Below are 11583 nucleotides of genomic sequence, written 5' to 3'. Positions count from 1 at the left end.
GGCGCAAATTGCGCCGTTTTCACACCGGCAGCAAGTCGGTCGAAGGGATGAACCGGGCTGGCCCTGTCGGCGTCAAATGAGCGAGGCCGCATTGCGACCAATCTTGGCGGCCATTTTTTAGGAATTTCATCATGACCGCATTTTGCCGCGCCGCGCCATGGCTGGCGCTTGCCCTGATGCTCGCCGCCTCGCCCACGCTGGCCGCCTCCGGCCCGCCGCCGGGCTTCGTCCTGACAGACAATCCCGATCTCGCCTTCACCTCGCCCGACGGCGCGACCCGGCTCGAGCAGTATATGAAGGACAGCGACGATCTTTTTGACGTCAAGTGGCAGGTCTGGTCGCGGCGCGGCGACCAGTTGACGGAACTGAAACCCGAGCAGGGTTATGGCGCGTTCTTCCGCTTCACGGCGGACTCGCAATGGCTGGTGCGGATGCAGAAGACCGGCTCGGGCGAGCAGGACCTGTTTCTCTACCATCTCGAGAACGGCGCCTTCGTCAGCGCGACGAAGAAGAAGTCCCTCGGCGATCTCGCCTGGGCCTATTTCTACGGCCGGCCGGAGACGAAGCACTTCGCCAAGCTCGACTTCCACATATCGGCCAATCTCCTGGAAGGCACAGAGGACGCCTATCGAGAGCTCGGCATGAACTGGCCCAACAACCGCTACCTCGTGATCGGGCTCGGCGGCGAATACGACAGGCATCCGAAGAACACCGTGATGAAGGGGCTGGGCGGCTGGCGATGCCGCTATGACCTCCAGACCGGGAGATTCGACGTGCCGGAGACCTTCGCCAAGGAGAATGCAGAGGCGCTGAAATGGGAAGTGAAGCGGGAGTGAAAGCGGCTGCGGAACCCGCAGGTACCAACTGCCTGATTTTGTTCCGATTCATAGTTCCCTAACCTTCGCTGGTAACCCGGTCTTGTCGGTTTTGCGGCATCCTGCATCCCACGGGAGGACGGGATGGGCACATCAATTCGATGGACCGCGCGACTGCGCGCGCTGCTTCGGCGCTGGCGCAGCGCGCCGCTGACGTGGCTGATCGTCGGCGGCTTCGTGCTGATGGCGGCGATGGCGATCGGCACCGGGCTCACCGTCGACCGCTTCCGCCAGAACGCGATCGAAAGCGGCCGAGACAGCCTGGAAAGCTCGGTCCGCCTGCTCGCCCGCCATTTCGACCGCGAGTTCGAGGATTTTGCGGTGCTGCAGAAGAGCATCATCGCGGAACTCGAAAGCCATGGCATCGAGTCCGCGGACGTGTTCCGCAGCGAGATGGGCACTCTCGCGATGCACGAGGTGCTGCGCAGCAAGGCCAGCGGCTGGTCGGACGTCGCCGGCGCCAATGTATTCGATTCCAACGGCGTGCTGATCAACTCGTCGCGGCGCTGGCCCGTCGGCGATATCTCGGTGTCGGATCGCGGCTATTTCAACCGCCTCAAGAACGATCCCGCCGCACAGGAAGAGGTCGAGGTCGTGCCCGGCCGCCTCGGCAATGGTCCGGCAATCGTGTTCGCGCGGCGGGTGTCGGGTCCGCATGGTGAGTTCCTCGGCCTGGTGTCGCGCGCCATTACGCCGGAGCAGCTCGAATCCTTCTTCACCTCGACAGGGCTCGGCGAGGACTCCTCGATCGCAATGCATCACCAGAACGGCCAGCTGTTAGCACGGATCCCGCATGTCGACGGCATGATCGGGCGGAACTATCGCACGGGCTCGGCCGAGCAGAAGGCCGTGTTCGAGCGCAGCTACGTCACGACCGAGCTCACGAGCCCGATGGATGGCAAGGACCGGCTCGTCGCCTCCCGCATGCTGACCGGCGAGCCGCTGGTCGTGGTCGCCACCAAATCGCTGGACGCGACACTCGCCACCTGGCGCACCCAAACCAGGTTCTTCGTCGCGGTGGCGGTCGTGTCGATCGGCCTGCTGGTGCTGACGCTGTTCCTGATCTTCCGCCAGATGACGCGCCGGCTCGCTCTGGAAAAAGAGCAGCTCGACACCGCGATGAACACGATGACGCAAGGGCTTCTGATGTTCGACCAGGACCAGCGGCTCATCGTCTGCAACCGCCGTTACATCGACATGTACGGGCTCTCGAGCGACGTGGTGAAGCCCGGCGTCGATTTCCGCGACGTGATCCAGCATCGCGCCGACACCGGCTCGTTCGAGGGCGACGTCGACGCCTATTGCGACAGGATCCTGAGCCAGGTCGGCCTGACGCAGAGCAGAATCGTCGAGACCTCCGACGGCCGCCTGATCGAGATCAAGAACCAGCCCGGCGCAGCCGGCGGCTGGCTTGCCACCCATGACGACGTCACCGAGCGCATTCGCGCCGACGAACGTATCGCGCATCTGGCGCATTACGACGCGCTGACCGACCTGCCCAACCGCGTGCTGATGCGCGGCCATCTGGAGCGGCGCGTGGCGGAGCTTGCCCAGGGCAATCCATTTGCGATCCTCTATATCGACGTCGACGAGTTCAAGGGCGTCAACGATTCGCTCGGCCACGAGGTCGGCGACGAATTGCTGCGCCAGGTGGCGAGCCGCCTGCGCGCCTGCGTCAGCGGCAACGATATGGTGGCACGCCTGGGAGGCGACGAGTTCGCGATCATCAAGGCCGGCACGCATGACCAGGCCGAACTGACGATGCTCGCCGAGCAGATCCTGGCCTCGCTGCGCATGCCGGTCGACTGCAAGGGCCAGGAGATCCCGACCGATGCCAGCATCGGCATTGCGATCGCGCCCGACCACGGCGACATCATCGACGACCTGCTCAAGCGCGCCGATCTCGCAATGTACGCCGCGAAATCGGAGGGCCGCGGCACCTTCCGCATCTTCGTGCCCGAATACGATGCCAAGGCACGGCAGCGCCGCCAGCTCGAGCTCGACTTGCGCCAGGCGCTGGTCCGCGGCGAGTTCGAGGTGCACTACCAGCCGCTGGTCGACCTCTCCGCCAATGTCGTCACCGGCTGCGAGGCGCTGCTCAGGTGGCGCCATCCGGAGCGCGGCATGGTCTCGCCTGCGGACTTCATTCCGGTCGCGGAAGACATCGGCCTGATCGGCGAGATCGGCGAATGGGTCTTGAGTGAGGCCTGCCTCGAGGCGGCTTCCTGGCCCGGCGGCATCCACATCGCGGTCAACGTCTCGCCGGTGCAGTTCCGCTCAAGGACGCTGGCGCTGAAGGTCGCCGCAGCGCTCGCCGAGTCGGGCCTGGCGCCGGAACGACTCGAGCTCGAGATCACCGAAACAGTGCTGATCCGCGACGACGAGGAGGCGCTGACGATCCTGCAGCAGCTGCGCGAGCTCGGCGTGCGCATCGCGCTCGACGATTTCGGCACCGGCTATTCGTCGCTGAGCTATCTGCACCGCTTCCCGTTCGACAAGATCAAGATCGACCGCAGCTTCATCAGCGACATCGGCGAGCCCGAGGATTCCTCTCCGATCGTGCAGGCCGTGGTGCACATGGCTGCCGCCCGCCACATGGCGACGACCGCCGAAGGCGTCGAGACCGAAGCCCAGCGCGAGGTGCTGCGCCAGCTCGGATGCAGCCAGATGCAGGGCTGGCTGTTCAGCCCGGCAGTGCCGGCGGCGACGCTGAGGCAATTGCTGTCGAAGCAGGCGGCGGCGGCCTGAGCTGTGGCCGCCCGAACTCAGCCCGTCGATTTGATCAGATGGAAGGCCTCGTCGAGCAGATGCGGCGTATGCTTTCCGGGCGAGAGCCTGCACGCGCGATCGAAATAGTCCTGGAGTGCGGGCCTGAAGGCTGGATGCGCCGCCTTGCTGATGATGGTTGCGGCGCGCTGCTTCGGCGACAGGCCGCGCAGATCGGCCAGACCATGCTCGGTCACGATGATCTGCACGTCATGCTCGGTGTGGTCGACATGCGTCACCATCGGCACGATGGCCGAGATCGATCCGCCCTTCGCGGTCGACGGCGTCATGAAGATCGAGAGATAGGAGTTGCGGGCGAAATCGCCGGAGCCGCCGATACCATTCATGATGGCGGTGCCGCGAATATGAGTCGAGTTGACGTTGCCGTAGATGTCGGCCTCGATCAGTCCGTTCATGGCGATGACGCCAAGCCGCCTGATGACCTCCGGATGGTTGGAGATCTCCTGCGTGCGCAGCACGATCTTGGTCTTGAGCCTGTCGATTTCGCTGTTGAACTGCTTCGTTGCGCCGGCGCTGAGCGACAATGCGGTGGCGGAGGCGAGCGTCATGCGGCCCGAGCGAAGCAGATTCAGCATGCCGTCCTGCAATACCTCGGTGTAGGCCGTCAGCCGCTCAAAAGGGCCGTCCTCAAGGCCCGCCATCACGGCGTTGGCGACGTTGCCGACCCCGGACTGGATCGGCAGCAATTCCGGCGGAAGCCGGCCGTGGCGAACCTCGTGGCCTAGAAATTCCAGGATATGGCCGGCGATTGCCCTTGATGTCGCATCGGGTGCGGCGAAGGTCGTGTCGCGGTCGGGCGCATGGGTCTCGACCACGGCGACCACCTTGCTCGGGTCGCAGCGAAACGTAGTCTCGCCGATCCTGTCGCCGGGCCCGATGATGGGGATGGGCTTGCGGTGCGGCGGGAGTCTGGTGCCGTAGTAGATGTCGTGCATGCCATGCACGGCCGTGCTCACGCCGGAATTGACCTCGAGAATGATGCGGTCGGCCTGATCCAGCCAGGTCTTGTTGTTGCCGACAGAGGCCGAGGGGACCAGACTTCCGTCCGGCAGGATGGCGGTGACCTCGATCAGCGCGACATCGAGATGGCCGAGAAACCCGAACCAGGCAAATTGCGCAACATGGCTGAGATGGATGTCGATGTAGTCCATCGTGCCGGCGTTGATGCGCTCGCGCGTGACTGGATCGGACTGATAGGGCAAGCGCAGCTCGACGCCATTGACTTTGGCCAGCGCACCATCGAGCTCGGGCGCGGTCGAGGCACCGGTCCACACGCCAATCCGAAGCTGATCGCCGCGCGCATGCGCTTGCTCGATCCGGCGCGCCAACGCCATCGGAACCACTTTCGGATACCCTGACCCGGTGAAGCCGCTCATCCCCACATTCGCGCCGTGGGGCACCAGCGCCGCGGCATCATCGGCGGACATGATTTTCGGACGAAGGGCCGGCAGCGCGATACGCGAACGATCAAAGGACACACGAACCTCTCTGTTTGTGGAGATTGTCCACGACATTGGCCGTCTTCGGATGATCTAGATCAACGGCTCGGCGAACGCGCCTCGACCTGTTGCCGACACGTGCCGCTGCTGCTCGCACCGCCTCTTGTATTCGCGCCGCCTTTTCATATCTCTTCGGCATGATGAAGCTCACACGCATTCAGGACCACGCCATTCAGGCGCTCATGGCAGGCATCGTCGGTGCCGAAACGTTCGATCACGTCTTCGCCGGCATCCGCTTCGATGAAGTCGAGGGCTCGATGCTCTACGCCTTCGCCAGGAACGAGGACGTCGCGTCCGACATCGAGGACGGTTACTCGCCGCTCATCGCTGCCGTGGCATCGCGTGTGCTGGGCAAGCAGGTCGACGTCGTCGTCGTGATGCCGAAGGTGCTGCAATAGGGTTCTGCACGAGGCTTGCTCAATCGATAAACGATGCAAGCTCCTCTGGCCTCCCGGAGAGGAATGCGTCCTTTAGGCAATCGAGGAACGCGGCCACGCGCGCTCAGCAACCGGCCGGGACGTCGCCACGCCGCGACTTCCGGGTCTTTGGCGTGACCTCGCGATCAAACCACGCTAGCCTCCTCTGACAAGAACAAGAGGAAACGCCAATCGTGTACGACTACATTATCGTGGGCGGCGGCTCGGCGGGGTCCGTGCTGGCCCACCGGCTCTCCGCCAGGAGCGCCAACAAGGTCCTGCTGTGCGAAGCCGGCCAGGACACACCACCCGGCAATGAACCGGCCGAAATCAGGGACAGCTATCCGGGCACCGCCTATTTCGATCCACGCTTCCACTGGACCGAGCTCAAGGTCACGACCCAGGTCGTCAGCCACAACAATCCGAACGAAGCGCGTCCGCCCTTGCGCAAATACGAGCAGGCGCGCGTGCTCGGCGGCGGCTCCTCCATCAACGGCCAGATGGCCAATCGCGGCGCACCGACGGATTACGATGAATGGGACGCGCGCGGCGCCGAAGGCTGGTCGTGGGCCGACGTCCTGCCCTTCTTCAAGAAGGTGGAGCGCGATCTCGATTTCGACGGCCCCTACCACGGCAAGGACGGCCGAATTCCGGTGCGCCGTATTCCCAGGGAGCACTGGACGCGACATTCCCAGGCGTTCGCCGATGCCTTTCAGGAGGCCGGTCATCAATATTTACCCGACCAGAACGGCGAATTCGTCGACGGCTATTTCGCAGTGACGCATTCCAACCAGGCCGAGCAGCGCGTCTCGGCCGCGATGGGCTATCTCGATCGCGATACCCGCAGGCGCGCGAACCTCACGATCTCCACCAACACGCAAGTGAGGGAGCTGCTGTTCGAAGGCACGCAGTGCGTCGGCGTGAAGGCCGTGATCGACGGGCGGGAGCAGGAATTCCGGGGCCGAGAGATCATCCTGTCCTCCGGCGCGATCCATTCGCCGGCCCATCTCTTGCGCGCCGGCATCGGCCCGGTCGGCCACCTCAAGGATCTCGGCATTCCTGTGCTGATGGGGTTGCCGGGCGTCGGCCAGCGCCTGATGGACCATCCCTCGATCTCGCTGTCGTCCTTCGTCCGCCGCGGCGCGCGCATGAACGAGCACACCAGGCGGCACATGCAACTCGGTCTGCGCTACTCGTCGGGGCTGCCGGGCGTGCCGAAGGGCGACATGTTCGTCGTCGTGCTCTCCAAGTCGGCCTGGCACGCGGTCGGCGCGCAGATCGGCTCGCTGCTCACCTTCGTCAACAAGACCTATTCCGAGACCGGGCAGGTGAAGCTTGCCTCGCGCGACCCCACGGCCGAGCCGATCGTCGAGTTCAACCTGTTGTCCGACTGGCGCGACCTCGAGCGCCTGATGAGCGGCTTTCGCAAGATGGCGGCGATTCAGATGAGCGACATCGTGAGGAAGGTAACGGACAAGCCGTTTCCGGCGGCCTATACCGACAAGGTGCGCAAGATCGGCGTGGTCAACACCAAGAACAAGATCCTGACCAGGATCGCCGCGACGCTGATGGACGGACCGGCTGCGTTGCGTCACTATCTGATCGATAATTTCGTGGTCGAAGGTTTCACCTTCGATGATGTGATCAACAACGACGAGGCGCTGGAAGCCTTCGTGCGCAAAGCGACGATCGGCGTCTGGCACGCCTCGTGCTCATGCCGCATGGGCCGAGCCGACGATCCGATGGCAGTTGTCGACACGGAGGGCCGCGTCAAAGGCCTTCAGGGCCTGCGCGTCGTCGATGCCTCGATCTTTCCGGTGGTGCCCTGCGCCAACACCAATTTTCCGGTGCTGATGTCGGCGGAAAAGATCGCGGCCGCGATGATGCAGTGATCGGCTGGATGGTCGTGTCCCTGCCGCAGCGCAGCGTGCAACGCTGCGCTCCGGCGATCTCAGGTTCCGCGAAGGCCTATTTCGTCCGCCTGGCGGCCTGGATCTCGACAAACTCGGCATCCGGGTGTGCGACGATGGTTGCGAACATAATGCCGCTAATGATGAGCGACCAGGCGGTGTCCCAATAGATCCAAAACACTTTCAGCCTCCGTTTTGCCAGCCTCCGTTTTGGCGTGCTCCGCCTGGGCCCGGAGTAACGGCACCAGCAGGCTGCCGTTCCAGAACGAGCCCATGACTGGGCCTGCGGCTCGAGCAAGCGCAGGCAAGCTTAGCGCTTTTTGGTGTTGGTCGGTGAGGCCTTGCGATCGGTTTGACCGGTGTGGCGCTTTGCCACGACGTCTTCGTCCCGCGGGCCTTCGCGCGGACGTGGCGGCGGCTTGGGCTGGCCGGACTGGCCGCCATGCTTGCCGCCCATGTCGGGTTTGCCTTCGAGGTCGTTTTCACGGGGCATGGCGTGTCAATGCGTTCGCCCTGCAATGGTTCGCAATTTGCTCCGGGCGCCGTGAGGTTGTGAACGAGTTCATAGGATCGCCGTCTTTGGCGGTGCACGATGCTTCGCGCTTCTCGCGCACGAACCATCGACGGACGGCCTGATGCGCAAACAACTCGTTGCCTGGACCATCCTGACCTCGGCCTTGCTGGCGGTCGCGGTGTGGACCGTACTGGGGCCGCCCGACCATCCGGCCGGCCCACATCTTCCCTCGCGCGACCTGACGGCCTCGGTGCACTAGATTCCCGGTTTGGCGCTCCTGACGCGAACCGGCATCCGCTTCGCCCAAAACGCGCGGCCCAACCGATACAATTTCGGTATCGATCAATCCCATCTGGGGTTTGGTGCAACAGGACACGGGTCGCTATCCTCGCTGCAAAACGACAACACCACGCCGGCAGGAGGACGCCTTTGACCAGACTGACTTGCCCCGCACCCCGCGCTGCGATTGCCACCACCCTCTTCACCGCTCTTGTCACCTCTCTTGCCCTCGTCTCCGGAGTCCATGCCGGCATGGCCGAAACGTTCGCCTATGTCGGCAATGCCGACTCCAACAACATCAGCGTGTTCAAGCTCGCCGAGAACGGCGAGATGACGCCGGTGCAGACGGCCGCCTTCACCGGCGTCGAAAAGCCGGGCGCCTCGACGCCGCTCGCGATCACGCCGGACCATCGCGTGCTGATCGCCGGCGTCCGCTCGCAGCCGTTCGTTGCCGTCAGCTTTGCGATCGATCCCAAGACGGGCCAGCTCAGCCATATCGGCAACGGGCCGCTCGCCGACAGCATGGCCAACATCGCAACCGACCATACCGGCAAGGTGCTGTTCAGCGCCTCCTATGGCGGCAACAAGGTCGCGCTGAATCCGCTTGCCGCGAACGGCGTCGTCGGCGAGCCGAAACAGGTGATCCCGACCGGGCTGAACGCGCACGCCTTCCTGCCCTCGCCCGACAACCGCTTCGTGTTCGCGACCAATCTCGGCTCCGACCAGGTGCTGCGCTTTGCGTTCGATTCCGCTACCGGCTCGCTGACTCCGGGCGATGCGCCTGCCGTTAAAACGCCGGAGAAATCCGGGCCGCGGCACTTCGTGTTCCACCCCAACGGCAAGTTCGTCTATCTCATCCACGAGTTGAACGGCGACGTCGCGGCATTCAGCTATGAGGCCAAGAGCGGAGCATGGAGCGAAATCCAGCGCACCACCGCCCTGCCTGCGGGCTTTAACGGAAAACCCTGGGCCGCCGACATCCACGTCACGCCGGACGGCCGCTTCCTCTACGCCTCCGAGCGCACCACCAACACCCTCACCGCCTACAAGGTCGATGCAGCAAGCGGCAAGCTGACCACGATCGGCAGCGTGCCGACCGAGAAGCAGCCGCGCGGCTTCAACATCGACCCCACCGGCCGCTATCTCGCTGCCGTCGGGGAGCTGTCCGACGGCATGACGGTCTATGCCATCGACCAGACCAGCGGCGCACTGAGCAAGCTGAAATCCTACGCCACCGGGAAGAAGCCGAATTGGGTGGAATTCTTAACGCTGCCGTGACCATCAGGGGCCGGCCGACCTAAGTAAACATCCGGAATTTCGCAAGGTCCTTCTAGGCGTCATATCACCGCCAATGGACCGTCAAATTGTCTTCAAGTGCCCTCAGACCGGGCTGAACGTGCAGCATCGGCTTGGCGACGAGCCGGGCGATCGCACCCACGTACCGGTCTCCTGTCCGGCCTGTACGCGCCTGCATCTGATCGATCGTTCGAGCGGCAAGCTGGTCGGCGATCGCCGGGCTTGAGGGGCGCTACGGCCTTGGCGCGACCTGCGCAGTGACGTCTTCGACGTGGTGCAGCAAATAGAGCAAATGGCCTGAAGTGTCATGGATCGGCGAGTTGATCGGCTGCCAATGCCGCTCGACGAAGGTGCCATTGGGATCCCGGATGTCGTAGCGCTGAACCTTCATGGCATGGGCGCGCCCGGTCTCGCCGACCGTTCGCAAGCTGCTGTAGAGATCGCTGACACCATCGGCGAGCGGATCGTCGGGATTGTCAGGAAAGATCTCGAATAGCGAGCGGCCGACGACCTCGGACCGGCAGATGAAGGTCGCCGCCGCATAGGCATCGTTGATATCGACGATCGGCAGGCCCGGTCCCGGGTCGAGCAGCATGTAGGGATGCGCAGAGCCGTCGAACTCGGGCTGGAATTGCTGCCGAATCGTTTCGGCATCGACCTGCTGGCGCCGGCGCTGTTCGAAGGGCGTCGTATCGGCACCTGATGCAGCCGAGTTCAGCAGCGCCAATTGACGCTTCGCCGATGCCAGCAGGGCACGGACGGTATGCTGAACCGTCGGATCAGCCGTTTCGTTCAGCAGACGCTCGAAGTGAACGATATTCTGCTCGCAAACGAACCTTTGCATCCCATCTCAACCGTGAGCTGTGCGGCCGCGGCGCCACGCCGGAGTATAGCTCCATACAGCCGGCGACGGCCGATGAGAAGACCGCGATTGCCGCAACGACCTATTCGCCGCGCCCGGCGGGCGGCGAACCTGATTTGCATTCCCGCGACTAATCAAGGACTTGCTGCGACAGCTGGCGACGGCGCGGCATCCTGCCTTGAGACAACGCTGCCATGGTCCGCAAGGCTGCCATCTGCTATCGATTGGAGGCATATCGCCCGTGGAATTTCCGATGCGTCATTTGCGCCGTGCCGTCGTCCGAAACCTGTGTCCCTTAGCCATCGCCGGAGTGCTGGTCCTCGGCCAACATCCGGCCACAGCCGCCGATGACGATGCTCCCAAGGGGCCGGCAGTCACGGTGCTGAAGGCGGCGAAGTCCTGCTTCTCCGACATCGTCGAAGCCACCGGCACGATCATCGCCCGCGAGGAGACCTCGGTGCGCCCCGAGCGTCCGGGGCTGAAGGTGACGGACGTGCTGGCCGAAGCCGGCGATACCACGACGGCCGGCCAGGTGCTGGCGCGGCTGGCACTGCCGGAAGGCGGCACCCTCCAGGTCACCGCCCCCGTCGCCGGCGTCATCGCCACCTCGACCGCGCAGATCGGCAACCTCGCCTCGCCCAAGGGTGAGGCGTTGTTCACGATCATTGCACGCAGCGAATACGACCTCGTCGGCCTGGTCGCGACCAACGATGTCAGGAAGCTCGCGGTCAACCAGCCGACCACCGTGCGGATTGCCGGCGCCGGCGAAATCGACGGCAAGGTGCGCCGCATCGGTCCGACTGTCGAGCCGAACATCCAGCAAGGCATGGTCTATATCGGCATCTCGTCGCAGAAGCGGCTGCTGCTGAATGCGAGCGGGCGCGCGCTGATCAAGACCGGGCAGAGCTGCAACGTCGCGGTGCCGCTGACAGCGGTGCAATATTCCTCGGCCGGCACCGTGGTGCAGGTGATTCGCCGCAATCGCGTCGAGACCAAGCGCGTCGAGATCGGGCTGATGTCGGGCGGCAATATCGAGGTCCGAGACGGCCTCAACGAAGGCGATATCGTCGTCGCTCGCGCCGGCGCGCTCTTGCGCGAAGGCGATCCCGTGCGCCCGGTGATGGCCGCGGAAGCGGCGAAGTAGG

The 11583-nt window shown here is 64.2% G+C and carries 12 protein-coding genes; 8 read left to right on the top strand and 4 right to left on the bottom strand.

Annotation, left to right across the window (positions count from 1 at the left end; all coding sequences use genetic code 11):
* Window positions 1-131 precede the first annotated feature (131 nt).
* The gene (locus XH88_RS07820) at window positions 132-836 is read left to right on the top strand and encodes a hypothetical protein (RefSeq protein WP_271614834.1); all 705 of its coding nucleotides are present in this window, start codon (window positions 132-134) and stop codon (window positions 834-836) included.
* A gap of 123 nt (window positions 837-959) precedes the next feature.
* On the top strand, window positions 960-3623 hold the full coding sequence (locus XH88_RS07815; protein WP_271614833.1) for a bifunctional diguanylate cyclase/phosphodiesterase: 2664 nt from the start codon (window positions 960-962) through the stop codon (window positions 3621-3623).
* 17 nt (window positions 3624-3640) lie between these two features.
* On the opposite strand, the gene XH88_RS07810 is transcribed toward XH88_RS07815, so the two are convergent.
* Window positions 3641-5089 (bottom strand): acetyl-CoA hydrolase/transferase family protein, encoded by a 1449-nt coding sequence (locus tag XH88_RS07810; protein ID WP_271614872.1) that lies wholly within the window; start codon window positions 5087-5089, stop codon window positions 3641-3643.
* A gap of 209 nt (window positions 5090-5298) precedes the next feature.
* Between XH88_RS07810 and XH88_RS07805 the strand changes: the two genes are divergently transcribed.
* Together XH88_RS07805 and XH88_RS07800 are read left to right on the top strand one after the other, a co-directional pair.
* The gene (locus XH88_RS07805; protein ID WP_271614832.1) at window positions 5299-5559 is read left to right on the top strand and encodes a hypothetical protein; all 261 of its coding nucleotides are present in this window, start codon (window positions 5299-5301) and stop codon (window positions 5557-5559) included.
* Between the two features lie 212 nt (window positions 5560-5771).
* Window positions 5772-7469 carry a GMC family oxidoreductase gene (locus XH88_RS07800; protein ID WP_271614831.1) on the top strand — a complete coding sequence of 566 codons (1698 nt, stop codon included), beginning with the start codon at window positions 5772-5774 and terminating at the stop codon, window positions 7467-7469.
* Between the two features lie 76 nt (window positions 7470-7545).
* Here XH88_RS07800 and XH88_RS07795 read toward each other — a convergent pair whose 3' ends face one another.
* Entirely contained in the window at window positions 7546-7668 is a 123-nt protein-coding gene (locus XH88_RS07795; protein WP_271614830.1) for a hypothetical protein, read from the bottom strand.
* A gap of 129 nt (window positions 7669-7797) precedes the next feature.
* Window positions 7798-7980, bottom strand: a complete 183-nt coding sequence (locus tag XH88_RS07790; RefSeq protein ID WP_271614829.1) for a hypothetical protein — start codon at window positions 7978-7980, stop codon at window positions 7798-7800.
* A 142-nt stretch (window positions 7981-8122) separates the two neighbouring features.
* Between XH88_RS07790 and XH88_RS07785 the strand changes: the two genes are divergently transcribed.
* The 3 genes from XH88_RS07785 (at window position 8123) to XH88_RS07775 (ending at window position 9802) form a co-directional block, all read left to right on the top strand.
* On the top strand, window positions 8123-8260 hold the full coding sequence (locus XH88_RS07785; protein ID WP_271614828.1) for a hypothetical protein: 138 nt from the start codon (window positions 8123-8125) through the stop codon (window positions 8258-8260).
* 170 nt (window positions 8261-8430) lie between these two features.
* Complete coding sequence (locus XH88_RS07780; protein WP_271614827.1) at window positions 8431-9558, top strand: lactonase family protein; 1128 nt, start codon at window positions 8431-8433, stop codon at window positions 9556-9558.
* Window positions 9559-9631: 73 nt separating this feature from the next.
* The gene (locus tag XH88_RS07775) at window positions 9632-9802 is read left to right on the top strand and encodes a hypothetical protein (protein ID WP_271614826.1); all 171 of its coding nucleotides are present in this window, start codon (window positions 9632-9634) and stop codon (window positions 9800-9802) included.
* A gap of 6 nt (window positions 9803-9808) precedes the next feature.
* Here the strand turns inward: XH88_RS07775 and XH88_RS07770 are convergent, their stop codons facing one another.
* Window positions 9809-10420: a PAS domain-containing protein gene (locus tag XH88_RS07770; RefSeq protein WP_271614825.1), complete on the bottom strand. Its 612-nt coding sequence runs from the start codon at window positions 10418-10420 to the stop codon at window positions 9809-9811.
* Window positions 10421-10691: 271 nt separating this feature from the next.
* Between XH88_RS07770 and XH88_RS07765 the strand changes: the two genes are divergently transcribed.
* Entirely contained in the window at window positions 10692-11582 is an 891-nt protein-coding gene (locus XH88_RS07765; protein ID WP_271614824.1) for an efflux RND transporter periplasmic adaptor subunit, read from the top strand.
* Window position 11583 lies beyond the last annotated feature (1 nt).

The organism is Bradyrhizobium sp. CCBAU 51627 (assembly GCF_028128765.1).
Classification (GTDB): Bacteria; Pseudomonadota; Alphaproteobacteria; order Rhizobiales; family Xanthobacteraceae; genus Bradyrhizobium.
This window is presented reverse-complemented; position numbering and strand designations above follow the sequence as displayed.

What these genes read in the sequence shown, in the direction of transcription:
- XH88_RS07820 (WP_271614834.1), top strand. Translation starts at nt 132, where the DNA reads ATGACCGCATTTTGCCGCGCCGCGCCATGGCTGGCGCTTGCCCTGATG.
- XH88_RS07815 (WP_271614833.1), top strand. Translation starts at nt 960, where the DNA reads ATGGGCACATCAATTCGATGGACCGCGCGACTGCGCGCGCTGCTTCGG.
- XH88_RS07810 (WP_271614872.1), bottom strand. Translation starts at nt 5,089, where the DNA reads ATGTCCGCCGATGATGCCGCGGCGCTGGTGCCCCACGGCGCGAATGTG.
- XH88_RS07805 (WP_271614832.1), top strand. Translation starts at nt 5,299, where the DNA reads ATGATGAAGCTCACACGCATTCAGGACCACGCCATTCAGGCGCTCATG.
- XH88_RS07790 (WP_271614829.1), bottom strand. Translation starts at nt 7,980, where the DNA reads ATGCCCCGTGAAAACGACCTCGAAGGCAAACCCGACATGGGCGGCAAG.
- XH88_RS07785 (WP_271614828.1), top strand. Translation starts at nt 8,123, where the DNA reads ATGCGCAAACAACTCGTTGCCTGGACCATCCTGACCTCGGCCTTGCTG.
- XH88_RS07775 (WP_271614826.1), top strand. Translation starts at nt 9,632, where the DNA reads ATGGACCGTCAAATTGTCTTCAAGTGCCCTCAGACCGGGCTGAACGTG.
- XH88_RS07770 (WP_271614825.1), bottom strand. Translation starts at nt 10,420, where the DNA reads ATGCAAAGGTTCGTTTGCGAGCAGAATATCGTTCACTTCGAGCGTCTG.
- XH88_RS07765 (WP_271614824.1), top strand. Translation starts at nt 10,692, where the DNA reads ATGCGTCATTTGCGCCGTGCCGTCGTCCGAAACCTGTGTCCCTTAGCC.